Genomic DNA, 24,913 nt, shown 5'->3' on the forward strand with positions numbered 1-24,913 from the left:
GCCGGGCCCGCAGCCCGGCCCCTCACCGACGTCACGTGCCCCCGGTCACCCGCCGGACAGACGCCTCCGCCCTACCCGGCACCCAGGATGCGCAGGCCGTGATGCGTCCTGAAGTCTTCGTAGTCCTTGAGGTTGAGGGTGGCCGGCGGAAGGTCGTAGGTGAGGGCACAGGCAGCGATCCACATGTCGTTGGCCGGGCGGGGCCGGCCTCGCTGTATCCCTGCGGCGGAGAGCCGGCCCCAGGTGGTGGAGGGGTGGCCGTCCGGGGCCGGCTCCACCGCCTTGGCCGCTGTATCCCGAGGCGGCACGGCCGGCCGGGGGCACCTGCCCCCGGCCGGCCGTGGCCCGGTGTGCCGCCGCCGGTGTGCCGGGTCAGCGGACGAGGGTGAGGAACGTCTGCCAGGCTGGGTGGGGGATGGTCAGCGGGGCATGGTGCGGTCGCTTGCTGTCGCGTACGGGTATGGCTCCGGGAACATCGTCCCGGACTTCAAGACACTGCCCGTTGTCCGCCCCGCTGTAGCTGCTCTTGCGCCACGGGCTGTCCGTCGTCGGCTTCATGGTGGTAGTCCTTGAGGTATCGGCGGATGAGGCGAAGCGAGCCTTCCGGGGAAAGCGCGTTGATTTTGACCTCGTCGAACATCTCGCTGTAGAAGCTGACCCTGGTCGGGCTCTCGATGGGCTCTCCCGGACCGAAGGACTCGGCCAGGGCGACCGTACGTCCGTCCCTGAGGGTCCACAAGTTCAGGCTACCGCCCATCATTCCGTGCTCTCGGGCGGCAAAGGGCAGAATCTGCACCTTGTTACGGGGGTTCAGGATGATTTCTTCCAGGTGGCGAAGCTGCTCCGCCATCACCTCGTCCGTCCCCACCGTCCGGGCCAGCACCGCCTCGTCCAGGATCGCCCAGTAGAACGGCGGGTCCTCCCGGAAGAAGAGAAGCTGCCGTTCCATGCGGAGCGAGACCCGCGCGGCGATCTGGTCGTCCGGTGCGCCGGGAATGCTGGCGCGGGTCAGTGCCCGCGCATACTCCTCGGTCTGGAGCAGCCCCGGCATCACACTGGAGCTGAAGGTCTGGATGCGCACCGCTGCCTGCTCCTTGGGGAGCATTTCCTTCATATGCTCCGCGATCAGCGCATCGCGCACATTGCTCAGGAGTTCGGTGAACTTGAGCAGCGGCTTGAAACGCTGGTCGAGGACTGCCGCGAATTCCTTGGTGGGCAGGGTACGGCCGCTCTCCATATCGGCGTACCGGCCCTTTGAGTAGTGGAACTCGTCCGCCAATTGCTGCATGGACAGCCCGGATGATTCGCGCAGCCGTTTGAGCTGCCGTCTGATCAGCTCCCGGCCGGTGATCTCGTCCGGTCTCCTGCCCGCGCCCTGCGCCGCCTGCGCCTGCCTCTTGTTCACCCTGTCCGCACTTTCGTTCGGTCGTTTTCCGCCCTCTGCGACCGGCTATGCCGTATCAAAAACCCCGGGTGGATCGATAGTTGAGATGTACCCGCTCGCCACCCCGATCAGCAAGAGGTACTCCCTCGTATGAATGACCACGGAGACGATCACCCGGCACCGCCCGGCCACGCCGCGCCCTGCACGCACGGCGGCGAACTGAGCACCGACCAGGAGGGCAACAAAATCTGCGCGGAATGCCGGGCCCTGATCTACCCGGCCCACGCCGTGCGGGCCGCCCGGCAGTCCGGCGGCACGACCTCCCGGACCGAGCAGCACACGCCGGAGGTGCCCGGTGTTCCCGCGTGACGCCGTCATCCTGCTGACCGGCGAAACAGACCTGGTCAACGCCGCCTGGCGGCACTTCACCGCCGCCCTCGGCACCCGGCTGGACGTGAGCCTGACCATGTACGAGCACGCGGCCCGCGTGATGGCGAACGAGGGCTGCACCGTGATCAGCGTGGAGCTGCACGGTCCGCACGGGCCGCACGGGCCGCACTGCCGTGTGCGCACGGTCGAGCCCGCACCGGACGGCACCTGGCAGGGCGGCGACGGCCACCACTGCGGCCCCGACGAAGCCGTGCCCATGGCCCTCGCCATCGTCGAACACGGCGCGGCGGCCGGGACCGGCGGCGGGCGGGACGGCGGTGTGGCAGGGGAGGTCACAGTTGGGTAATCGGGGGCGCAACCCGGCGGAGCCCGGGCGGTTTTCCGGTGATGCTCGGTGATGTGACCGCTACCCGCTACCGTGCGCTGCTGCTCGGCGTCGGCGAATACCAGGACAAGGCGTTCGACCCGCTGCCCTTTGTCCAGGACGAACTCGCCGCGCTGGCCGATGCCCTGAAGGGCCGGGGCTACGAGGTCGAGAACCCGGCCGTGCCGGATGTGCGGCCCGGCCGCACCCGGGTGAAGGTGCAGATCCAGGAGTTCCTGACCACCGCCCGGACCGGTGACCGCCTGTTTCTCTATCTCAGCGGCCACGGCCTGCATATCGACGGCTCCGACTATCTGGTCCCGGCGGACGCCGACACCGGTCTGCACCCGCTCACCGATTCGCTGGTGGAGATCGGCTGGCGGCGCGAACTCGACCAGTGCGAGGCCGCCGGCGTGCTGGTGGCGGTGGACGCCTGCCGCGAGGGCGTCCACCTCAACGCCCTCAACACGAGCTGGTACTCCGGCTGGACCAGGAACCAGCGGGCGCTGGCCGAGCGCCGCCAGGTCGCCTACCTCTTCGCCTGCTCACCCGGCCAGCTCGCCTACTACGTCCGGGGCGGCGAGGGGAACGAGCCGTTCAGCGTGTTCACCCGCGCCCTGTGCGAGCTGGTCCGCGATCCCGCCGCCCCCGCCAGCCTGGCCGACGCCCGCACCGCCCTCCAGGACCGCATGAACCGGCTGCGGCGGCTGCACCGGACGCCACCGCAGAAGGTCGTGCTGCTGGGCGAGCACGACGACCGGGAGTTTCTGATGCTGCCCGGCGGAACCACCGCCGCCCGGGACGCCCACGGCGCGCCGGCCCACCCCTGGGTGCGTGTGGCGCGCGAGCACCAGGCATGGGCCCTGGCTGCCGGCCGCCGCGGCCTGGAGGTGACCCGCGACGCCACCGTGCGGATGGTCGGCCGCCTCGCCGAACTGCGCGACGGACCGGCCGCGGCCACCGCCGGCAACCCCTGGTACGACGGCGCCCTCGCCGAACGCACTGCCGACCGCCTCCAGTTCCTCCTCACCCCCCGGCTCTCCGACGTGGCCCCGGACCCCGGAGGGCCGGGGATCGAGCTCTCCCCGGCCGAGGCGTCCCTGCTGGTGCTGTCCCCGTTCCTGGATCATCTCCTCGGGCTGCGCCGGCTGGCCGCGGAGCTGCCCCCCGGCCCGGCCGCCGACTGGCTGTCGCCGCCCGGCAGCGCCCGCGGCGGCGTCCAAGCCGGGGAGGACCCGCTGACCCCCGGGTTCCGGCGGTATGTGCGCGGCAATCCGCGGCTCACCCGCCGTGCCGTCTGGGCCCGGACCGGCGGCGACATCGAGGGCGCGGCGGCGATCGGCTGGTGGGCCTGCGCCCACTGGGCCGACCGCACGCTCTCCGCGGTGCTCGGCGACGAGGCCGGGAAACTGCTGCACGAGGTGTCCGACGCGGCCGAGCACGCCGGCTCCGCGCTGCTGCGCCAGACGCTCGACCCGGGCCGGATCGCCCGGCTGCTGCGCGCCACCCGGGAGGGGACCCGCTTCCTCACCGGGGACGGCCTGGCCGCCCGGGCCACCGTCGCCCCCGGCACCCGGGACGAGCAGGAGGTGCGGGAGAAGCTGCTGGCGGTCCTGCTGTCGCTCTCCTCGCTGCTGGCGATCGACCCGGCCCGGCTCGGCGATGTGGTGGTGGACCACCTGGGCATCGCGGACAGCGTGGACATACCGGGGCTGCACCGCACCCTGGCGGCTGCCGCCTGGTCCCCGCGCGGCACCACGTCCCGGGTGCTCCACGCGGCCTGCGGCCATCCGGCCGTCTACCTGGCGCTCCAGGAGCAGGCGGACCGGGTCGGCGCCCTGCTCGGCGCGGTACAGGAGGCCGTCGCCCAGGAACCGGCGCTCGCCCCGCTGGCCGGTCTGCCCAGCCGGGCCGCCGCCGACGGGGTGGAGATGTCGGACGCCGAGAGCCGGCGCATCTACGGCGCCACCGGCGTCCACTTCCGGCTGGCCGACGACCGCGTGCAGGAACTCCTCATGGGCGAACAGCTCTACGGCGACCGGGCGCTCGCCCTGCGCGAGCTGTACCAGAACGCACTGGACGCCTGCCGCTACCGCCGCGCCCGCACCGAGTACCTGCGCCGCACGGGCGGCGCGCCGCCCGGAACGGAGCCCGGGGCGGAGCCGCGCTGGGAGGGCCGGATCGCGTTCCGGCAGGGCGTGGACGAGCGCGGCCGGGCCTATATCGAGTGCGCGGACAACGGCATCGGGATGGGGGTGCGGGAGATCCGCGACCTGTTCGCCCGGGCCGGCAGCCGGTTCGCGGACTTCCCGGAGTTCCTGGAGGAACAGGCCGGCTGGGCCGCCCTGGACCCGCCCGTGGTGCTGCACCCCAACAGCCAGTTCGGAATCGGCGTGCTCAGCTACTTCATGCTGGCCGACGAGATCGAGGTCACCACCTGCCGGCTGGGCCGGGACGGCACGCCCGGCGACCTGCTGCGGGTCAGCATCGCCGGGCCGGGCGCGCTGTTCCGCATCACCCCGCTGGGCACCGGCCCGGACGCCGGCACCACCGTCCGCCTCTACCTCTCGCCCCTGGTGGCGGCCCTCTCCTGCACCGATGTGCTGCGCCGGCTGCTGTGGGTGGCGGAGTTCCCGACCACCGCCCAGCACGGCGACGACAGCGTGACGTGGGAACCGGGCAGGCTGAGCGAGGCGGCACCGGTCGGCTCCGAGGACCCCATGGCGCCGGACGCCCGGCGCTCCGGAAACTGGCTGGTGGCGGTGGGCACCGGGCGGGAACCGATCGGCGTCTGGTGGTGCGACGGGCCCGGGGGACTGCTGGCCGACGGCCTGTGGGCCGGGACTCCCCGCTTCGGCACGGTCGTCAACCTCACCGGTCCCGAGGCCCCCGCGCTGTCGGTCGACCGGCGCTCCGTGGTCCGCCACGACCGGGCCCGCACCGAGGCGGCGCTGCGCGACGCGGTCGGCGCCCTGTGCGCCGCCCCGGACGGCCCGCCCGGCTACGACTGGCTGCGCCGGGTGGCCGCGGAAGCCCCGGCGCTGGCGGACGAGATCCTGCGGAGCCTCGCCGCCGACCCCGCCCGCTGCTGGGACCTGGGCCCGGACAACCGGCGGCGGATCGCCGTCTTCGGCCACTTCGGCGAGGACTTCGAGAACCCTCCGGCCGACTGGAGGGATCACTACTCCTTCTTCTCTCTCCCCGCCGCGGTCCGGTATCTCGCCGGTGGGGGCCGGTACGGCAGACCGGCGGGGGTCTGGGAGTGGCGGCTCGGCGCCTACCTCGCCGCCGCGCCCGACGACACCGGCGCGGACGCGGCGGAGGTGCCGGCGGACCAGGTGACCGCGCTGCCCGGCGACGCCGCGCTGCTGGAGCTCGTCGAGGACCCGCCGTCGCCGGTCAGCCGGGGAGCGCTCATCGCTCTGGCGGTCCGCACCGGCCGGGACCCCGCGGCCCTGGCCCGCCGCTTCCGGGAACTGGGTTATGAGACCGCCGACGACTCCGCACTCCCCGCGGACCTGACGGAGAACGACCTGATCAGCGTGAGACTGATGGCGGACGAAAGCGCTCCCTGGCTGCCGGACGACCGCCCGGTGCCGCAGCGGCATCTGACCACGGTGGCGGCACGGCTGCGCCGGCCGGTGGCGGAGGTGGCCGGCCGGCTGGCAGCCCTCGGTTACCAGGTGCCCGGCGCGGACCCCCCGGACGGCGGCGCGGCGCCGGCCGAATCCGGCCGGCGCCCCGGGCGCAAGAAGGCCCGGCTGTTCTCGCGCAAGGGCACGGCGGTGCCCGCCCCGCCCGCCGGGCCGGTGCTCCGCGGCAGCCCGCCCCGCCCCGCCGCACCGCGCGCGGACCCCTACGTCTACCAGGACGTCACCGGCTCCGGGAACGAACCCCTGACCACCCGCGTGCAGGCCCTGGGCTTCCGGCTGCCCGACCTGTCGCTGCTGCCCGGCCGCGCGCAGGGGGACGGCGCCGCCGCCTCCGGCGAGGCCGTCCCGCGGGCGGTGACCCGGCCGCAGCTTCTGCTGCTCGCCCAGCTCGCCAACCGGACCCCCTGGGAGATGGCGCGGCACCTCGCCGCGCGAGGCGTTGCGGTCCCCAAGGCGCCGGAAGCCCCGGAGGCCCCGGAGGCCGGCGAGGAGCACAAGGACCTGCTGCTGCTGGACACGCTCGGCACCGGTCCCCGGCTGCCCGGCACCACGCTCGGCCTCGGCCCGCTGATGGCCCTCGCCGCCCGGCTTCGCATGCCGCTGGACGAGGTGACCGGACGGCTGCGGGCCCTGGGGCTGCGGACCGCGGACACCGAAGGGCTGCCCTTCGACCCGGCGGCGGACCGTGCCCTGATCGGGGACTGGAACAGCGTGGACGGCGACTGGCTGCGGGGTTCCTCGGCGGGGCCGGTGGCGCTGCTACGGGCGGCGCGCCGGACCTATATGTCGCCCCTCGAAGCCGCCCGGCGGCTGGCCGAACTCGGCTTCGCCGTGCCGCGGACGGACCGGCTTCCGGACCAGCTCCGGCCCGAGGACCTGAGAATGGTCAGCGCCGATCTGGACGGACGCGGTCCCTGGCTGGCCGAGGACCGGCCGGTCCCGGCGGTGCATGTGCTGCGGGCGGCCGTGTTCTTCGGCGAGCCGGTCTCCGCGCTGCGGGGCCGGCTCACCGGGCTCGGTTTCGAGGTTCCGGAACAGCTCGTCCCGGCCCGGCCGGGGCCGGGTCCGGGATGCTGAGCGGGCCGGGGTGCGGGCCGGGGCCGGGGCCCCGGCCCGGGCTCACTTCTGCGCGTCGCCGCTGTCGCCGCCGGAGGCGGCGGCACCGGCACCGGCCCGCTCCTGCTCACGCTGCTTGCGGGAGGCGCGGAGGCTGGTGACGGTGGTGACGGCCAGGACGGCGCAGATCACGCCGAGGGAGACGGGGATGGAGATCTCCGGGACGTGGACGCCGTACTCGTGCAGGGCGTGCAGCAGCAGCTTGACGCCGATGAAGCCGAGGATGACGGACAGGCCGTAGGAGAGGTGCACCAGCCGCTGGAGCAGGCCGCCGATCAGGAAGTAGAGCTGCCGCAGGCCCATCAGGGCGAAGGCGTTGGCGGTGAAGACGATGTACGGGTCCTGGGTCAGGCCGAAGATCGCGGGGATGGAGTCCAGCGCGAACAGCAGGTCGGTGGAGCCGATGGCCAGCATCACCAGCAGCATCGGGGTGATCAGCCGCTTGCCGTTCTCCATGATGGTGAGCTTGGTGCCGTGGTACTCCGGGGTGGAGGGCACGCGGCGCTCGATGAGCTTGAGCAGGCGGTTCTCCTCGTAGGCCTCCTCCTCCTTGCCCTGCGCCTCGGCGTGGGCCTCGCGGATCAGCTTCCAGGCGGTCCAGATCAGGAACGCGCCGAAGATGAAGAAGACCCAGGAGAAGTGCGCGATCAGCGTGGCCCCGGCGGCGATGAAGATGCCCCGCAGGACGAGGGCGATGAGGACGCCGATCATCAGCACCCGGGCCTGGTAGGCGGGCGGGACGGCGAACTTCGCCATGATCAGCACGAAGACGAAGAGGTTGTCGACGCTGAGGGACTTCTCGGTGACGTACCCGGCGAAGAACTCGCCGGCCGGCTGGCCGCCGCCGAACAGCCACAGCCCGATGCCGAAGAGGATGGCCAGCACCACCCAGATGATCGTCCAGGTCCCGGCTTCGCGCAGCGACACTTCGTGCGGCTTGCGGCCGAAGAAGAAATCGACGGCGATCAGGGCGCTCAGGCCGACAACGGTCAGCACCCAAGCGGTCAGCGAGATATCCACAGAGAATCCTCCGGCCGGAACGGCACATGCCTGGACAGGGCACGACATGATGCGAATGCCGGAGGTCTCTTCCACCCGGGGGGCCGGGCCGGCGCTCCGGGACCGGGTCAGGTCCGGTCCGTATTGACGAAGACGCCGCGGGGGAGTACTCCCCTCCACTGCCGAGGAGCCTACGGCACCAACCAAGAAACGGTAAAGGGCGCGTCATGTAACGCCCCGCACATCCCCGGGCGTGGCGCGGGATGAGACGCCGGTCATTGTGCCGCTGCTGCACTTCGGGCGGTACGCCTACCACCGGGACCCGGTCGCGCCGAGCGCGCTGAAGGCACCGATCAGCCCGTTCACCCCGCGGGCCCTGCCCGAGGAGGCGGTCGAGGCGACGATCGAGGACTTCGTACGGGCGGCGGAACCGGCCCGCCCCGGCGGGTACGACGGCGTGGAGATCATGGGCTCCGAGGGCTACCGGAGCAGGGGCTGGTGCGTGCCCTGCCGTCCGGGCAGCCCGCCCGGGGCCGGCGGAAGGAGTACGAGGTACTGCCCTCGACCGGCCGACCGAGGCCCTGCCCGGCGTGCGGCAGGCCGCAGGCGGGTGGCGCAAGAGTGGCGCACCGAGTCCGCCCGGAACCCCGACACCTTCCCCACAAGCGGAATGCGCGAAAACCCGCCCGGAGACGAGTCGGCGTCCGGCGCGGGCCAAGAAAGCCTCTAGCGCGGGGGCGCACCGTGGGGTTCCCGGTGTCGCGCGAGAGGAGACGGACATGCTGCTGAGCGAGGTGCGCCCGCGACAGCCGGCGGTGGACCAGTGGGTCGCGGTCCGGCGCCGGATCACCGCGGTGGACCAGGCGTTCGGCGATCCGTGGGACGAGGACAACCCCCTGGGCTTCACCGAAATCCTGGCCGCCGACGAGCGGGAGAGCTGTCTGGCGGCGGCCCTGGAGAAGTACGACGAGCACCTGCTGAACGCCGAGTTCGTGCCCGCCGCCCTGGGCGGCCGGCTGGTGGGCATGGACACCGCCGGCGCCGTGCTGCGCCCGGTCTTCCGCCGGGACGCCCGGCTGGGCGCCATCGGCGGCATCTCCTCCCTGCTGGTCGCCTCCGTGGTCTGGGCGGCCGGCAGCGAGGCGCAGCGCCGCCGCACCGCCGACGCGCTGCTCGGCGGCGGCCGGCTCGCCATCGCCTGCCACCAGCTCGAACACGCCAACATCTTTTTCCAGGAGGAGTTCCGCGCCAAGCCGGCCGGCGGCGGCTACGTCCTCTCCGGCCGCAAGCCGGCCATCAACAACCTCGACCGGGCCGAACTGATCCTGGCCTACGCCTCCGGCCCGGACGGCCACTCCCTCTTCCTGCTGGACCGGGACCGCCTGCCCGGCCCCTGGATGAAGCGGCTCGGCGGCGCGCCGGCCGGCTGGGGCGGCATGGGCCTGGGCGGACTGGAACTGCTGGAGTGCCCGGTCCCGGCCTCCTCCCTGGTCGGCGGCTGGGGCCAGGGCGTGGCGGCGGGCGCCTCCGCCTATCCGCTGATGAACGCCACCATCGCCGCCATGCTGATCGGCCTGGGCGACACCGCGCTGCGCGCCACGCTGCGCTTCGCCGCCGGGCGTGCCCGGCCCGGCCGCTCCACCCCCGCCCAGGTGCGCACCGCCGTCAACGGTGCCTTCACCGACCTGCTGATCGCGGACTGCCTGACGCTGACCGCCACCCGCTCCCTCCACCTCGTGCCGGAGCAGTGTGACGTATTGACTGCTGCCGCCAAGTATCTGGTGCCGAAGGTGCTGAGCGAGTCCATGCACCACCTGTCCACCATCCTGGGCGACGGCTTCCACACCACCGCCGGCCCGGCCGCGCTGGTCCGCAAGCATCTGCGGGACGTGGACACGGTCAGCTTCGGCCACGTCGGCAGCGCGGTGTGCCAGACCGCGATCGTGCCGTTCCTGCCGATGCTGGCCCGGGACCGGGACAACCGCACGGCCCAGCCCGACCCCGCACTGTTCCGGCCGGGCACCGCCGTGCCCGCCCTGGACCCGGACCGGCTGGCGCAGTTCGGCGGCGGCGACCGGCTGTGGGGCTATCTGTCCCGCGCCGTGGACAGCGGGGAACTCGGCCCGGCCGGCACCTCCGACGACCTGGCCGACGAGTTCGCGGTGCGCGCCACCGCCTTCGCCGCCGAACTGGCCGATGTCCTGGAGACCGCCACCGACCTGGGCTTCGACACCGGCGACCCGGTGGACGACCCGCGCGCCATCCCGCTCAGCGAGCGCTACGCCCTGCTGCTGGCCGCCGCCTCCTGCCTGGGTGTGTGGCGGGAGGCCGCGGCGGCGCCCGCCGACGACCCCGGCGCGGGCTTCCTGGCCGACCCGGCCTGGCTGCTGCTGGCCCTGGACCGGCTGCTGCGCCGCCTGGGCCGCCCGGTGCCGCCGGTGCCGGCCGCGGCGGTGGACCGGGTCCACGACGAACTGCGGCGGCGGGCCGACGGCGCCCGCGCCTTCGACCTCTACGCCGCGGAGCTGACGGGATGAGCGGTACGGAACGCGCGGAGCGGAAACGCGGACTCCCCCCGGTGCGCATGGTGGGCGCGCCCTGGGGGGTGTGGGACGTGGTGTCCAAGGACATCCGCACCACGGGGGTGGCGCTGGCCGCCACCACCCTGGGCCGCTGGGCGGAGGACCGCCCGGTCGAGCCGCGGGTGCGCACCCTGCTCGGCCGGGACCTGCCCCGGTACACGGCGATGGAGGACGGCGTCGTCCGGGAGCGGTTCGCCGCCTCCCGGGTGCTGCTGCGCTGCGTGGTGGCCGCGGCCATCGGCGTACCGCCGGGCGGCGTGGACATCGGCTACCACCTCAGCGGCCGGCCCTATGCCCGCGGCTACGACCAGGTGGACATCTCGCTCAGCCACACCGGCGACATCATCCTGGTAGGGGTCACCTCCCGGGGCCGGATAGGGGTGGATGTGGAGCCGGCCGGCCGGGCCGCCGAAGTGGCCGAACTGGACCGGCACATCTGCACCCCGCCCGAGCTGGCGGCGGTCAACGAGGGCCCGGCGGAGGAGCGGCCGGCCCGGCTGCTGCGCATCTGGATGCTGAAGGAGGCGTACAGCAAGGCGCTGGGCCAGGGGCTGCGGTTCTCCTTCACCGAATTCGGCTTCGCCCCGGCGCCGCCGCGCGGCAGCCGCGGCGCGGTCCGCGGCGACACGGTGGCGGCCGGGCCGGGCGCGGCCGTGCTGTGCGGCCGGGACGGCGCCCCGGTGGACGCCTCGGCCTGGCGGTTCCACAGCCTGGACCTGGAGGGCGGGATGCTGGCGGCGGTGGCGCTGCAGTATCTGCCGACCGGCTCCTCCGAGGACATCCGCGGCGGCACCGTCGTCAACCGCGCCACCGCCCGCGCCATCTGGGGCACCCGCGCGGGCTGACCCGGCGGCCCGGCGGCCCGGCCGTCCGGCCGCTGCTGCCCCGCCGGCCCGAGCCGCGCCCGAGCGGGGTCCGAGCACGGTCCGAGCACGGTCGGGCACCAAGGGATATCCGCCGCCGCCCGCTTCCCGCTCCCCGCTTCCGCTTCCCGCGTTCACCGGCCGTGACGGTTGCTCCCGCACATGCTGACGCAGCGTCAAAGTTACTCAGCGTATAGGAATCCGTCACGGATGCGCTCAAGGGCGGCTCCACCGCGATGACACACGCTGAGGCCAAGCCGATGAGGCGACCTACTAGAGGAGGACCGACGTGGCAGCCAAGAAGGGCATTGCCGCTGCAATCGGTGGGTGGAGCGCGCAGCACCGGAAGACAGCCGTGTTCGGCTGGCTGCTGTTCGTTGTGCTCGCCTCGATGGGCGGCTCGTTGGGCACGGTGCTGTCCGACGACGTGGACAACGGTGTCGGCGAGTCCGGCCGGGCGGCGCAGATCCTGGCCGACGCGGGCGTCGAATCGCCCGCGCAGGAGCTCGTGCTCCTCACCGGCACGGATGTGACCGCCGACGACGCCGCGTTCCGGGCGGCCGTCGACGACGTGGTCTCCGCGGTGGACGGCTCCGAGCACGTCTCCGCGGTCGACTCCCCCTACGACACCGGCACCATCTCCGAGGACCGCACGGCCGCACTGGTCGGCTACACCATGACCGAGGGCCGCATCGACGCCTCCAAGGACATCGGCCCCGTTCTCGACGCCGTCGAGGAGGCCGTGGCCGCCCACCCGGAGGTCTCCGCCGAACTCTTCGGCGAGGCCACCGCCCAGAAGGCGCTGGACGACACCTTCGCCGAGGACCTGGTCTTCGCCGAGTACGCCGTTGTGCCGCTCGCCATCGGCATCCTGCTGGTGGCCTTCGGCGCGCTGGTGGCCAGCGTGCTGCCGGTGGTGCTGGCGCTCACCGCCACCGCCGCCGCCTACGGCCTGCTCGCCGTCAGCAGCCACGCGGTGCCCACCGATCTCAACGCCAATGTGGTGCTGATGCTGGTCGGGCTGGCCGTGGGCGTCGACTACAGCCTGTTCTACCTGCGCCGCGCGCGCGAGGAGCGGGCGGCCGGCCATGACAACGCCACCGCCCTGAGGATCGCCGCGGCCACCTCCGGCCGGGCGGTCGTGGTCTCCGGACTGACCGTCATCGTGGCCATGGCCGGCATGTTCCTCACCGGCATCGCCACCTTCGCCGCCATGGGCGTGGCCGCCATCGCCGCTGTCGCCGTCGCCGTGCTCGGCTCGGTGACCGTGCTGCCCGCCATGCTCGCCATGCTCGGCGACAAGGTGGAGAAGGGCCGGCTGCCGTTCCTGCGCCGCGAGCGCAAGGGCGGCGACTCCCGCTTCTGGCGGGTGCTGATCGACGGGGTGCTGCGCCGGCCCGCGCTGTCCGCCGCGGTGGCGGTCGGCGCGCTGCTGGCACTCGCCCTGCCGGTGCTCGGCATGCAGACCGCCATGCCCAGCGCCGCCGACGACATGGACCCGGACACCCCCATTGTCCAGGCCATGCAGGCGATCGACGAGTCCTTCCCCGGCAGTGCCACGCTGGCCACCGTGGTGGTGGACGCGGGTGACGCCGACCGCGGCGCGGTGGCCGCGGCGGTCGAGGACTTCCGCACCGAGGCCGTCGCCACCGGGCAGTTGTTCGAACCGATCGAGGTGACCGAGCACGACGGCGGCTCGGTGCTCGCCATCGAGGTGCCGATGGCGGGCGAGGGCACCGACGACACCAGCGTCGAGGCCCTGGAAACGCTGCGCGGCGAGGTGCTGCCCGCCACCCTGGGCGCGGTGGACGGCGTGGACACCGCGGTCAGCGGCGTCACCGCCGGGTCCGTCGACTTCAACGACCGGCTCGGCGACGCGGTGGTGCCGGTACTGTCCTTCGTGCTGGTGCTCACCCTGGTGCTGATGCTGGCCTCGTTCCGCTCGCTGACCATCGCACTCACCGCGATCGTGCTCAACCTGCTCTCCGCGGGCGCCGCCTACGGGGTGCTCACCCTGGTCTTCCAGGAGGGCGTGGGCATCGGCCTGACGGGCGCGCACACGGCCGGGCCGATCGCCTCCTGGCTGCCGCTGTTCCTGTTCGTGATCCTCTTCGGACTCTCCATGGACTACCACGTGTTCGTGGTGTCCCGGATCCGCGAGGCCCGGCTGCGCGGCGCGGACACCCGCGGCGCGATCGTGCACGGCCTGCGCTCCACGGCATCCGTGATCACCGCCGCGGCGCTGATCATGGTGGCGGTCTTCCTGGTCTTCGCCACGGTCTCGGCCACCTCGGTCAAGCAGATGGGCGTCGGCCTGGCGGTCGCCGTGCTGCTGGACGCCACCATCATCCGGGCGGTGCTGCTGCCCTCGGTGATGGCGCTGCTCGGAGAGGCCAACTGGTACCTGCCGAGCTGGCTGCGCTGGCTGCCGGACCTCTCCGAGCGCGAACCCGACACCCCCGACAACCGCCCCGCCCCCGGCGCCGGCACCACCACCGCCCCGCCCCCGGCCGGCACCACCGCCCAGGACCACCACCTGGTAAGCCACTGACCCCTGCCCCCGCCCCCCGACCCCCGCACCCCGGACGCAATCCCCCCACCCGGAGCCAACAGGCCCCCGGGCGGGGGGATTCGCATCAGACCACGTTCACCGAAGCAGCAATCGCACCCTCTCGGCGATTCCTGGGCTCCAGTCCGCTGCGGCAGCGAGAACGAGCAGACCGACCCGGAAAAGGCGGTCGACGCGCGCGACCCGGGCACGGTTTCGGAGCGGTTTGACCACGCGGTCACCCGGCCGCCGGATCATCAGGGCACCCTCTCCCCAGGGGCATACAGCACCGATGGCTGTGCCCCACCAAGGTCCGCGCCCACGGCGCGATGTCACCTGACAAGCAGTGAGGCCCGGGTGACGAATTCCTCGATGGCGACCCGGGAACGGGCGTCGTGGGTGTGCCAGTCCGGCTGTTCCGTCGCGGTCGACACCTCCCGGGTGGCCACATAGGCCTGCTCCGCCGCCTGGACGACCGCGCGGTCCTCGGTGAGCAGCTTGACGCGGTACAGCGTCTGCCGGGCCGCGGTACGGAGGTGATGCGCTTGATCCCGCGCCGTGCGGAACGCCTCTCCCGCCGGGTCCTCCTTCCTGCGGTACCAGCGGTCGGCCTGGCCCCGGCGGTAGTCCTCCACTGCCGCGGCGAAGGCGCTGTAGGTGGCTATGCGTTCCTGCCGGAGCGCCTCGGCACGCGCGAACCGCTCGCTCCGTCTGGACGCCAGACGCTGAAAGCTGTGCGTCACCACGGAACCCAGCAGCGTTCCCAGCACCGCTACCACACTTGTCCAGATCGCTTCCACGGCACCAGACCCTCACACGACGCCGACGGTTACTCAAGCGGCGTCCAGCCCCGAGGACCTTCCCAGCCTGCTGACCTGCCCGACGCAGGTACCCGGTCCCGGCGGGACCAGGGCCGGCGGCGTCGTAGAGGTAGGTGGTGGTGTCGGCGAAGGCCCTCTGCCGGCCGGGGCTGGTGCCGGTGCAGGTGGCGAGGGTGAGGCCGGTGCCGTCGGAGCTGTCGGTGGCGGTCAGGCACAGGCCGGTGGCGGTGTGGGGCTGGTCTCCGGTGGCGTCGCCGTAGGTGTAGGTGGTGAGGCTGTCGCCACTGGTGTCGACCTGGCCGCCGCTGAGGGTGACAGCCGGGGTCGTGGCGGGTGAGCCGGGTGCGGTTGCCCAGGGCATCGTAGGCGTAGGTGTGCCAGTAGCTGCCCGGTGCTCTCGTCGAAGCGGATCCGGTGGGAGGGGCGTGGCTTTCAGTGGCTGGGGAGGGTGATCCATTCGGAGGTGGGGGCGGGGTGGGGGGTGCCGTCGCCGTGGGGGGCGGTGAGGGGGGCCTCGGCGGTGAGGCGGAAGCGGCCCGGTGCTTCCAGGCCGGCGTGCAGGGTGCCGCCGGCCTGCACGACGCGGACCGCCAGGTCCGCAAGTCCGCCGTCGTCCTCCCGGACGGCCTCGGCCTCGGCCGGCAGCGCTCCGTCGTTGACCACGGAGAGCCGCACCAGGCCGTCCGTCTGCACGACCACGATCTCCACCCGGCGGGCCCGGGAGTGGCGCAGGATGTTGGTCACCGCCTCGCGCAGCACCGCCGCCAGCACGCCGCCGGTCTCGGCCGGCAGGATGCCCACCGAGACCGCCACATCCACCTCCACATCGGCGGCGACAAGCACCGAGCGGGCCGAGTCGGCCTCCGCCTCCAGGGACATCTCGCGGTAGCCGCGGGCCACCGACCGCACATCGGCCAGGGCCTGGCGGGACACCACCAGGGCCTGGCCGACCTGCTCGCGCGCCCGGTCCGGTTCGGCCGGCAGCAGCCGGTGCACCAGCTCCGATTTCACCGTGATCTCGGACAGGCTGTAGCCCAGCAGATCGTGCAGTTCGCGGGCGACCCGCAGCCGTTCCCGGGTGACGGCCAGCCGGGCCAGTTCGCCGCGGCTGCGCCGCACCTCCACCACGGTCCCGGAGAGCCGGCTCAGGCCGTACACGGTCAGGCCGCTGATCACCGCGTTCAGCGCCACATAGGAGGCGTCCACCCAGTTCATGCCCGCGTCCCGGGCGATGACCAGCATGGAGCACACCACCAGGCCGAACAGCGGCCAGCGGAACCGTCCCCGGCTCACCACCAGCAGCACCGAGCCGGCCAGGAAGCCGGAGATCGCGGCCCACGGCCAGCCGAACCAGGCCAGCGGCAGGTAGGTGGCCACGGCCTGCACGGCCAGGGTGGCCGGCCGCAGCCTGCTGAGCCGTTCGGCCGGGGCGGTCAGGGAGTGCGCCAACTGGCAGGCGAGGATCACCGCGATCCAGAACGCCAGCGCGAGCGGATCGGCGCCGGGCCAGAGCTGGAGGACGTTGAGCACCGCCAGCACCACATAGCCGCTGAACACCACCAGGGCGACGACCAGTGCGAGCCGGGGTGCGGTGAGGTCGGTGAGCTCGGTGCCGGCCGCGCCGCCGGCCGGATCGTCCGGGCCGGTGTCCGGCACGGCGGGCCGGGTCACGGCGGGCTCGGTCACGGCGGCTGCGGGGGGCGGGGCCGCGGCGGAGGCGGCGGTGACGCCGCCCGCCGGAGCCGGTGCGGCTTCGCCGCGGGGGACGGTCGCCGCGACGCGGAAGCGGCCCTCCGCGTCCGGTCCGGCGCTCAGCGCGCCGCCCGCCTGCTCCACCCGCTCGGTGAGATTGCGCAGGCCGCTGCCGCCCGGCCCGGCGTCCGGCCCGGCGGTTGTCCGCGGCGGGGCCTTTGGCCCGTCGTTGACCACGGTCAGTCCGATGGTGCCGCCGGTCTCGGTGAGCCGGATCTCCACCCGGCGGGCCCGGGAGTGGCGCAGCACATTGGTGACGGCCTCCCGCAGCACCGTCGCCAGCAGGGTGTCCACCTCCGCCGGCAGGCAGTGGACGGCGACCGTCAGCTCCACCTCGATGTCCGCGGCGGCCAGTACCGAGCGGGCCGAGTCGGCCTCCGCCTCCAGGGACATCTCCCGGTAGCCGCTGGCCACCGAGCGGACATCCGCCAGCGCCTGCCGGGAGACCGCCAGCGCCTCGCCGACCTGCTCCCTGGCCCGTTCCGGGGCCTGCGGCAGCAGCCGGTGCGCCAGCTCCGACTTGAGGGTGATGGCGGAGAGGCTGTAGCCGAGCAGGTCGTGCAGATCGCGGGCGACCCGCAGCCGTTCCCGCATCACCGCCAGCCGGGCCAGTTCGCCGCGGGTGCGCCGCACCTCCAGCACCGAGGCGGACAGCCGGCTCAGGCCGTAGACGGCCAGCCCGCTGTTCACCGCGGCCAGCGCCAGATACACCCGCCACAGGGTGTCGCCGCCGGCGGCGGTGCTGAGCGCCAGGACGGCGGCCACGGTGGCGCCGAAGCAGACCCACCGGGTCCAGCCGGGCAGCAGCAGAAGCAGCGAGCCGACCAGAAACGCGGTCATGCTGCCCCAGGGCTGGCCCAGCCAGAGCAGCGGCAGAAAACTGATGGCGGCCTGGAGCAGCAGGGTCAGCATCCGCAGCCGGGCGGGCCAGCGGCGGGCCGCCGCCAGATGCACCAGATGGATGGCGAAGGCCGCCGCCGCGCAGCCGGCGAAGGCGAGCAGCGAGGTCGGGCCGGGCTTCAGCGAGCCCACATTGAGCAGGGACACCACGTAGTAGGCGCTGAACACGGCGAGCGCGGCGGGGTGGGCCAACCTCCTTGCCTGTGCGCCGGCCATGCCTGCTCCTTCGGTTCGCTGTGGGCACGCCAACGCCGCACCTCGGCGGAAGGACTGGTCAGATGGTATGTGTGACGAACATCAAAAACCAGAAGTACCTACATAGTTGACGGTCAGTGACCGGAATCGGAGGGTATCCGCCGGATCGCACACCGCCGCCTTCGCTGCGGTCACGGCGCTCCCCGGCCACCGCCGGCGTGCCCGCCCAGGGCGCGGGCGCGGTCCGGCCAGTCGGGGTCGTTGGCCGCCTGCCGTCCGCCGCCCTCCGCCCGGTCCCCAGGACCGGGAGCGTCATCGGGGCCGGGCGGCCGGGGGCCGATCACGATCTCGCCCACGCTGGACTCCGCCCGCCAGTCCGTGCCCAGCACCCGGGCGGAGGTGTCCACATCCCCGCTGGCCACCGCGCACGCCGAGAGGCCCATCGCCTCGGACACCAGGTAGATGTTCTGCATCAGCACGCCCACATGCTTGAGGGTGAGGGCGTAGCGCAGCCCCCAGGCCACCCCGGCCAGCCGGCGGAACCGGGCCGTCATGGTGATCAGCACCGGAGGCTTGCGCGGGCCCTCGGCGGTGGGCGGCGCGGCCGAGGTGGCGGGCGCCGCGCAGCGCAGCAGCGCCTCGGGGGTGTCGGTGCGCACCGGTTCCAGCCGGTGGCGCAGCGGGTCGTAGTGGTAGACGCCGGGCGTGATTCCCGTGCAGTCGCTGACCGTCAGATACAGCTCCAGCTCGTGCAGCGAACCGAAGCTGGGGTAGGGGCGGTCGCTGGTGCCGGTGCCGGTCGGCCCGGTGCCGGGCGCGGTGAGCGAGCGCACCCGGGCGGAGCGGTACAGCAGTTCCCCGAGCTGGGCGGCGGTGAGCTGCCCATGATGCCAGATCCGCCCGGAGCGGCGCGCCTCGACCGCCGCGGTCAGCGGGAGATCGGCACCGATCAGCTCCTCCCAGCGGGGGCGGTGCAGCACAACGGCGGGCTCGCCGCCGGGCGGTTTGACCACCGGCTCGGGCGGCACGGCCGGTCCGGCCGGCTCCTCCACGGTGTCGAAGTCGCTGTCGTGCCGGCCGGGGCGGCTGCGGGTGTGGAACAGCAGCTCCAGTGGTGTCCAGGCGGCCAGTGCCGGATCGTGGTCCTCGCCGAACTCCGGCTGCCCGCCGTCCTCCTCCCCGGCCGCGGGCAGCGCGGCCCGGTCCGGGTACGGCGCCGGGTACGGGTGGCGGTGCGGCGGGGCGGCAGCGGCGGCCTGCACCAGCATCCCGGCGGACAGCAGATAGGACAGCACCGCGTGCACCGCCTCCGGGGCCTGCCCGGAGGCCGCGGCCACCTCCTCCGGCGGCGTGGCCGCGCCGATCGCGCCGATCACCGCCATCGCCTCCGGCCGGGTCAGCTCCACCCGGTGCAGCGACAGCGGCGACTCCATGCGCATGGTGCCGCCGTCCGCGCGCAGCACCGCGAACCGGGAGACGCGCAGCGGGCGGTCCGGCAGCGGGGCGCGCAGCCGGGGCCCGGCGTCCGGGGTGAGCGGCACCACGGACAGCAGCGGCCGGCCCGCGTCCATGCCCAGGGAGCGCACGATCAGCGGGCGCAGCGGGCGCAGCGCCGCTATCAGCGCGGACAGATCGCGCTCCGGCCGGACGCTGCCGTTGCCCGCGGCGACGTTCTCCAGCCGGATCGGGCCCAGGCCCATCCGGCGCAGCGCCTGGCGCAGCAGCGGAGCCGGCCGGTCGAGGACCGTCTCGCCCCAGCGGCAGTGCAGCGTCAGCCGGCCGCCACCGCCGCCACCGCCGCCACCGTCGCCGCGGTCGCCGTTCTCACGGTTCTCGCTCGCCGCGCCCCGGGCCTCCTCGATCCGCACATCCTCCCGGAGGGACCACAGCGGGAACACCGAGGCGCCATGGATCTCGTCCTTGTGCTCGGGGTGCTCGGGGTGCTCGGGGTGCTCGGGAAACAGCGCGTGCCCGGGGCGCTCGGGGTGCTGTGGGTCCGGTGCTGACACGGGAACTCCAGAAGGGGCCGGAACGGCAGTGCGCGCCGGACGGCAGGAGCCGTCCGGCGGCGCCGGAATCGAAGGGTGCGGCGGATCAGGCGTCCGCGGAGGAGAAGCAGGGGATGGCGCTGCCCAGGTCCCCGGTGTAGTCGAGCCGCTCGATGACCAGGTCGCCGGCCGGTGCGGCGGCGGCCTGGGCGGTGACGGTGCCGGTCTCGGAGGTGGCTGCGGACAGGAGCTCGCTGATCGGCATGGTTCCCCCAGTGGGTGGGTCGGCGTTGGGAACGGCACTCAGCATCCCGGCTCCGGCCCGCCCACCGGTAGTGAAAATCTCATACCCCGTGGGTGGAGTATTCACGGCCCGGTTCATGAGCGCATAACTGGGCCCGGAGCGTTCTTCGTTCCAGACTCAAGCGGTATCCGGCCCGTTTTCGGACGGGGGGCCGGGAATCACCGGCGCTAAAGGAGCGACGTGTCATGCAGATCAAACTCCTGGGACATCTGTCAGCGCGCCTCAACCACCGGTCGGTCGTGCCCAGCGCGGCCAAGCAGCGGCAGATTCTCGCCCTGCTGGCCCTGACCCCCGGCCAGGTGGTCACGGTTGCCAGGCTGTTCGAGGAGTTGTGGGGAGACAATCCGCCGCGCAGCGCACCGACCACGCTGCAGACGTACATCCTGCAACTCCGCGGCAAACTGACCAAGGCCCTGACCGAGGAGGACAAGCAGGACGGCCGGACCGCCAAGGACATTCTGGTCACCCGGCACGGCGGATACTCGCTGGCCATCGAGCCCGAATGCGTCGACGTCCATGAATTCCGGCAGCTCGCCCGGGCCGGCCGGACCGCGTTCGACGCGGGCGACGACCGGGCCGCCTCCGCCTACTTCGGCCGCGCCCTGGAACTCTGGCACGGCGAGGCCCTGATGGACCTGCCGCTCGGCCGGGTGCTGGAGCTGGAGGCCAACTCCCTGGAGCAGACCCGGCTCGGGCTGCTCGGCCGGCGCATCGAGGCCGATCTGCGGCTGGGCCGGCACACCGAACTGCTCGGCGAGCTGCTGACCCTGGTGGCCCGCAACCCGATGCACGAGAGCCTCAGCGCGCAGCTCATGACCGCGCTCTACCGCTCGGGCCACACCGCCCGCGCGCTGGAGACCTTCCAGCAGCTCCGCTCCACCCTGATCTCCGCCCTGGGCGTGGAGCCCGCGCCCTGGGTGCGGCGGCTGCACCAGGCGATCCTGGTCGGGGACCCGGCGCTGGACCCGCCGGTGGCCCGGCGCGGTGCCGCCGCCCAGGACGGCGGCATGGCCTCCGCCGGCGCCGGCGCGCCGTCCCCGGCCCGCTCGGCCCGCGAGCTGGCCGGCTACGCCGCCGTCTGAGACCCCGGGCCTCCGCTCCCCCCGTTCCCTCCCCGCTTCCTTCACCGCCTCCTTCCCACCCCGACCGGCGGCCGGTGGCGGCGGGGGAGCGGGCCCGGGCCCGCTCCCCCGCCGCCACCGGCCGTGATCCGGTCAGCCGATCGCCGGCTTGTCCGCCCAGCCGGAGCCGAAGACGGTGGTCCAGTCGCCGACCGAGGTGCGGGTGGCGTGGTAGACGCGCAGGGAGCCGTCCGACAGCACGGTCCAGATGTCGGGGATGCCGTCGCCATTGGTGTCCGGGGTACCCATGATCAGCGGGTGCGCGGCGGGGGTCCATCCGGAGCCGTACACGGTGTCCGCGCCGCCGGCGGAGGCGCCGGAGCTGCCGAGCGAGAGCAGGTCCACCCCGCCATCGCCGCCCTGGGCCGGCTTGCCCTCGCGCAGCCACAGATAGCCGCTGGACCGGTTGCGGTAGATGAGGTCGGCGACGCCGTCGCCGGAGACATCGGCCACGGTGACGATGTCACGGCCGGCCCAGGAGTGGCCGATCAGTCGCACCGCCTGCGCGAAGGCGCCTCCGGTGTATCCGGTGAAGGCCCAGAACTCGTCACCGGCCACGGCGAACAGGTCCGGCCGGCCGTCGCCGGTCACATCGCCCACCGCCTTGATCTCGGTCAGCGCCGCCGCGTCCGGCCCGTCGTCGGGCAGCAGCACCCGCACCCGCCTGCCGATGTCCACGCTGCCGTAGCCGTCGCCCGGATAGACATACAGCGCCGGGGTCAGGCCGTTGGCCGGATCGTTGTCGCTGTCCGGCACCCGGGCCACCAGGTCGGTCAGGCCGTCGCCCGGCAGGAAGTCACCATTGTGCGTGATCAGCGCCGAGTTGCCGCCGTCGTCCGTCCAGTAGCCCGAGGGCGCGGGGCGGCCGTTGTCATGCGCCCCGAGGATGGACCGGTACATGTCGCCGGTGCTGTCGCCGGGCAGTGACTTCAGGGTGCCGTCGGGGTTGACGACGAACAGATCCGGATAGCCGTCGCCGCTGGTGTCACCGGGGCTGTCGGCGGTGTCGCGGGGCGTGACATAGAAGTGGTACGCGGTGCCCGCCGAGACATTGCCGGCCCCGTCCACCGCCCGCACATAGACGGTGTTCGGACCGGCGTGCGGCGGCTTGAACGTGGTGACCGTGGCGGTCCCGTCGGCGCCGGGGAGGGCGTCCTTGTCATAGGCCCGGCTCTCGAAGGAGTACTCGAAGCGGACGATGTTCTCGTTGGTGCCGCCGGGCCCGAAGCGGATCGTGCCGGCCGTGCCGAACTTCACCCGGCTCCAGGCGTCGCCGGCGTCGTTCTCCTCCGGGAAGTCCTCCGGGCCGTCGTCCGGGGGAACCACGACGGGGGAGCTGGGCGCGCTGCTGTCGTAGACGAAGCCGCAGTTGCCGGTACCCGGCGGGGCAAAGGACGAGGTGGTCCAGGTCGAATCGAGCGCCCGGACCCGCCACCAGTACCGGGCGCCGTCCTGCATGGCCTGCGGCTGCTCCGGGGTCGCCGTGGTGGACACCCCGGTCCAGGCGTGGCCGGCGGAGTCCACCGAGACGGTCCGGTCCAGGATCTTGTCCGTGTTCAGGCCCTCACGCCACATCTGGAAGTGCAGCTTGGACAGATCGCCGTCCGGGTCGGTGGCGGTCGCCGCGAAGTTGATGGCGTCCCGCAGGCCGACCGAGATGCCCCCGGTGGTGTCACAGCCCAGACCGCCCGACATGTGCAGGCCGGCCGGTTCGGTCGGCGGACGGTTGTAGACGGCCTTCAGATAGGGCGAGGCCGAGCCGTTGGTGGCGAACTTCTTCCAGGCGTAGTCGTCCGACTCGTTGCCCGCCTCCAGCCCCACGGTGATGATGTTCCAGCCGGCGGTCGCCGCGGTCTGCGCCAGGTTGGTGGCGGTGAATTTCACCCACTCGTCCGGGCAGGCGCTGCTGTAGCCGTGCGCCACGCTCTTGGCGTCCACCCGCTCCACCCGGGCCGGCCGGTTGTTCCAGGTCGTGGACGGGCTGATGGACCCGGTCCGCCAGAGCTCCACACTGCGCCGTTCACAGGACCAGGAGTAGGTCTCCCGGGCGTAGAAGTGGGCCGAGGACACCTTCGCGCCCTTGAGATCCCGGTCCCACTGGAGCTGGAAGTAGGAGCGGGACAGCCCGCCGGTGGTGGATTCCCAGCCGACGCGGGCGGTGTTGGTGCCGTCGTTGAAGTTCTGGCCGTTCCAGTAGCTGCTGTCCGGGTACTTGGCGTAGGCGGTCGTCCAGTTGTTGGTCCCGGCTTTGAACGACGGGTCGACGAAGACCGGGTACTCGGTGTCCTCGTCGCCGAGCAGCACCGGGTCGGGGATGATGGTCAGCACCCCGGTGGCATGGTCCAGCGCCGCTCCGCCCACCGCGTCATGGGTGCCCGGGTCCGGCCCGGCCAGCCCGCGCAGCGCCAGCACCTGCTGGGCCGCGGCCGGCAGCCCGGCCGCCGGCCCCGATCCCGGCTCCCCGTCGCCCTCCCCTTCGCTTTCGGCGGGCGGGTCGCCGCCCTCGGTGACGGCGGGCTCGCCGGCCGAGTCCCACATGTAGGGCGTCGGCGAGACGGCCACATCCCGTCCCTCGCCGTCCTTGGCGCGCACCACCCGGGTCACCGGGTCCAGCTCGAAGGAGAGACCCGGCGAGGACAGCCGGTAGTGAATCTCCTCCAGCGCGCCACCGGCCGCCGCCTGCGCCGTCTTGACCACCAGCAACTGGGAGAAGCCGGAGTCCCGGGCGGTCAGCAGCAGGTCCACGCCCGGCAGTACCTCCTGGTACAGCGCCCGCGGGCCGGTGACCACCGGCTCGGGCAGGGGCCCCGGCCAGTGCACGGTCAGCTCGTGTTCCCCGGCCTCGCCGGCCGTCAGGGTCACCAGCTCCGACCACTGCGCCCCGTCGTCGTCCTCCGCGAGCGGGAACGCGGCCGGGCGGGCCGCCGCGCGCGAGGCGCGCTCCGGCTCCGTCTCCGCCGCCGGCTCCGCCGCCGCGGATGCCGCCGCCGCGTCGCCGCCGGAGAACTCCACCGGGCTGTTCACCGCCACCGGCGACCAGCCGCCGTCCGCCGTCGGCTCCAGGGTGGTGTCGATCTCCCGCCACTCGCCGTCCACCAGTGCCCGCACCGGCGAGACATGGGTCGTGTACTCGAAAGAGCCGTCCGGCAGCGCGAACGTCGTGCTGTGCGCGTCGCGCATCGCGGTGACCTCCTCCGGCTTCCCGGTTTCCCGTGCCAGCCGCTGGGCCGTCGACTCGTCCAGCGGGCCGTCCGGCCGCTGGGTGCCGGACGCCGATGGCGCGTCGTCGCCGCTGTCGTCGGAGAGCTGGGTGATCCCCAGCGCGGCGGCGGTCACGGCCGCCGCGGTCACCGCCGCGAGAGCGGCCGTCCGCCGCCGGCCGGGCGGCGGCAGCCGCAGCCATCGGTGGTTCACGATCCCGTTTCCCCTCCCTGAAAACCCCCGGCGGGCGCGCCGAGGAAACCGCCCACTGCCCTACCCCGTTCAATTCCCGGGCATGCCGAAATTTCCGCCGGGAACCGGAACGAGGGCGGAAAACGTCAGCAGATGATGCCGGACGGGGCCGCGAATGAACAGGGCGGCCCACCCGACCGAAGCACCGGGCCCGGTGAAGATCCCTTAATGGAGCCTCCCCGTGATCTCACCGTGACCTTGAGGGGAAGATGCACGTCAGACGGTTTGTCAGATGACCGATCCGCCCGGAGTGGCATGGTATGGCAGTGCTTCACACCTTCCTCGGATTTGCCATCGATGTGATCTGCATCTGCTTTCGTGGTAATTCTCTTGCAATCCCTCATTGGCCTTGAAATGCGCCGCTATAGCGCGTGACGGTCATCACATCTTCGATTCATTGTTTGCCTGGTGCCGTGCAGTGGGCAGAGGATTCCGCGGATCTGTTGTGCTGTCCGATCGCTTTTTCCGGGTGGGGTGCGC

At 73.1% G+C, this 24,913-nt stretch carries 16 protein-coding genes and 1 pseudogene; 8 read left to right on the plus strand and 9 right to left on the minus strand.

The window, feature by feature from the left end:
- Positions 1-71: 71 nt before the first annotated feature.
- The 3 genes from BM242_RS20545 to BM242_RS20555 form a co-directional block, all read right to left on the minus strand.
- The gene (locus BM242_RS20545) at positions 72-308 is read right to left on the minus strand and encodes a PIN domain-containing protein (protein WP_217652554.1); all 237 of its coding nucleotides are present in this window, start codon (positions 306-308) and stop codon (positions 72-74) included.
- A 64-nt stretch (positions 309-372) separates the two neighbouring features.
- Positions 373-558, minus strand: a complete 186-nt coding sequence (locus BM242_RS20550) for a DUF397 domain-containing protein (RefSeq protein WP_093840361.1) — start codon at positions 556-558, stop codon at positions 373-375.
- A complete protein-coding gene (locus tag BM242_RS20555) occupies positions 488-1,405 on the minus strand; it encodes a helix-turn-helix domain-containing protein (RefSeq protein WP_093840362.1) in 918 nt (305 codons plus the stop codon). The genes BM242_RS20550 and BM242_RS20555 overlap by 71 nt, the downstream gene beginning before the upstream one ends.
- 129 nt (positions 1,406-1,534) lie before the next feature.
- Between BM242_RS20555 and BM242_RS20560 the strand changes: the two genes are divergently transcribed.
- Genes BM242_RS20560 through BM242_RS20570 form a run of 3 tightly spaced genes read left to right on the plus strand, consistent with a single transcriptional unit; the run spans position 1,535 to position 6,868 of the window.
- On the plus strand, positions 1,535-1,753 hold the full coding sequence (locus BM242_RS20560; RefSeq protein WP_093840363.1) for a hypothetical protein: 219 nt from the start codon (positions 1,535-1,537) through the stop codon (positions 1,751-1,753).
- Positions 1,740-2,120: a hypothetical protein gene (locus tag BM242_RS20565; protein ID WP_093840364.1), complete on the plus strand. Its 381-nt coding sequence runs from the start codon at positions 1,740-1,742 to the stop codon at positions 2,118-2,120. Before BM242_RS20560 ends, BM242_RS20565 begins: the two co-directional genes overlap by 14 nt.
- 53 nt (positions 2,121-2,173) lie before the next feature.
- Positions 2,174-6,868, plus strand: coding sequence for a wHTH domain-containing protein (locus BM242_RS20570; protein WP_175541503.1), 4,695 nt, complete (start codon positions 2,174-2,176; stop codon positions 6,866-6,868).
- A gap of 42 nt (positions 6,869-6,910) precedes the next feature.
- Here the strand turns inward: BM242_RS20570 and BM242_RS20575 are convergent, their stop codons facing one another.
- Positions 6,911-7,927, minus strand: a complete 1,017-nt coding sequence (locus tag BM242_RS20575; RefSeq protein ID WP_093840366.1) for a TerC family protein — start codon at positions 7,925-7,927, stop codon at positions 6,911-6,913.
- A gap of 265 nt (positions 7,928-8,192) precedes the next feature.
- Between BM242_RS20575 and BM242_RS30435 the strand changes: the two are divergent.
- The 4 genes and pseudogenes from BM242_RS30435 to BM242_RS20595 all read left to right on the plus strand — a co-directional run.
- Positions 8,193-8,390: pseudogene (locus tag BM242_RS30435) on the plus strand (oxidoreductase); the annotation flags it as partial.
- Positions 8,391-8,685: 295 nt separating this feature from the next.
- Positions 8,686-10,443, plus strand: coding sequence for an acyl-CoA dehydrogenase family protein (locus BM242_RS20585; RefSeq protein ID WP_093840368.1), 1,758 nt, complete (start codon positions 8,686-8,688; stop codon positions 10,441-10,443).
- A complete protein-coding gene (locus BM242_RS20590) occupies positions 10,440-11,333 on the plus strand; it encodes a 4'-phosphopantetheinyl transferase family protein (RefSeq protein WP_093840369.1) in 894 nt (297 codons plus the stop codon). Before BM242_RS20585 ends, BM242_RS20590 begins: the two co-directional genes overlap by 4 nt.
- Before the next feature lie 307 nt (positions 11,334-11,640).
- On the plus strand, positions 11,641-13,902 hold the full coding sequence (locus BM242_RS20595; RefSeq protein WP_245834331.1) for an MMPL family transporter: 2,262 nt from the start codon (positions 11,641-11,643) through the stop codon (positions 13,900-13,902).
- 329 nt (positions 13,903-14,231) lie between these two features.
- Here the strand turns inward: BM242_RS20595 and BM242_RS20600 are convergent, their stop codons facing one another.
- The 4 genes from BM242_RS20600 to BM242_RS29580 form a co-directional block, all read right to left on the minus strand.
- Positions 14,232-14,699 (minus strand): hypothetical protein, encoded by a 468-nt coding sequence (locus BM242_RS20600; RefSeq protein WP_093840370.1) that lies wholly within the window; start codon positions 14,697-14,699, stop codon positions 14,232-14,234.
- A gap of 453 nt (positions 14,700-15,152) precedes the next feature.
- Positions 15,153-17,588 carry a sensor histidine kinase gene (locus BM242_RS30900; RefSeq protein WP_093840371.1) on the minus strand — a complete coding sequence of 812 codons (2,436 nt, stop codon included), beginning with the start codon at positions 17,586-17,588 and terminating at the stop codon, positions 15,153-15,155.
- 170 nt (positions 17,589-17,758) lie between these two features.
- Complete coding sequence (locus BM242_RS20610) at positions 17,759-19,576, minus strand: SagB family peptide dehydrogenase (protein ID WP_139238389.1); 1,818 nt, start codon at positions 19,574-19,576, stop codon at positions 17,759-17,761.
- 85 nt (positions 19,577-19,661) lie between these two features.
- Complete coding sequence (locus BM242_RS29580; RefSeq protein WP_175541504.1) at positions 19,662-19,820, minus strand: hypothetical protein; 159 nt, start codon at positions 19,818-19,820, stop codon at positions 19,662-19,664.
- A gap of 224 nt (positions 19,821-20,044) precedes the next feature.
- Between BM242_RS29580 and BM242_RS20615 the strand changes: the two genes are divergently transcribed.
- The gene (locus tag BM242_RS20615; RefSeq protein ID WP_093840373.1) at positions 20,045-20,941 is read left to right on the plus strand and encodes an AfsR/SARP family transcriptional regulator; all 897 of its coding nucleotides are present in this window, start codon (positions 20,045-20,047) and stop codon (positions 20,939-20,941) included.
- A 132-nt stretch (positions 20,942-21,073) separates the two neighbouring features.
- Here BM242_RS20615 and BM242_RS20620 read toward each other — a convergent pair whose 3' ends face one another.
- Complete coding sequence (locus BM242_RS20620) at positions 21,074-24,394, minus strand: FG-GAP-like repeat-containing protein (RefSeq protein ID WP_093840374.1); 3,321 nt, start codon at positions 24,392-24,394, stop codon at positions 21,074-21,076.
- Between the last annotated feature and the right edge of the window lie 519 nt (positions 24,395-24,913).

It is taken from the genome of Streptomyces aidingensis, from assembly GCF_900112355.1.
GTDB classification, from domain to species: domain Bacteria; phylum Actinomycetota; class Actinomycetes; order Streptomycetales; family Streptomycetaceae; genus Streptomyces; species Streptomyces aidingensis.

Bases quoted from the DNA above. Each gene is read 5' to 3' on its own strand.
- BM242_RS20550 (WP_093840361.1), bottom strand. From the start codon at position 558: ATGAAGCCGACGACGGACAGCCCGTGGCGCAAGAGCAGCTACAGCGGG.
- BM242_RS20560 (WP_093840363.1), top strand. From the start codon at position 1,535: ATGAATGACCACGGAGACGATCACCCGGCACCGCCCGGCCACGCCGCG.
- BM242_RS20585 (WP_093840368.1), top strand. From the start codon at position 8,686: ATGCTGCTGAGCGAGGTGCGCCCGCGACAGCCGGCGGTGGACCAGTGG.
- BM242_RS20590 (WP_093840369.1), top strand. From the start codon at position 10,440: ATGAGCGGTACGGAACGCGCGGAGCGGAAACGCGGACTCCCCCCGGTG.
- BM242_RS30900 (WP_093840371.1), bottom strand. From the start codon at position 17,588: ATGGCCGGCGCACAGGCAAGGAGGTTGGCCCACCCCGCCGCGCTCGCC.
- BM242_RS29580 (WP_175541504.1), bottom strand. From the start codon at position 19,820: ATGCCGATCAGCGAGCTCCTGTCCGCAGCCACCTCCGAGACCGGCACC.
- BM242_RS20615 (WP_093840373.1), top strand. From the start codon at position 20,045: ATGCAGATCAAACTCCTGGGACATCTGTCAGCGCGCCTCAACCACCGG.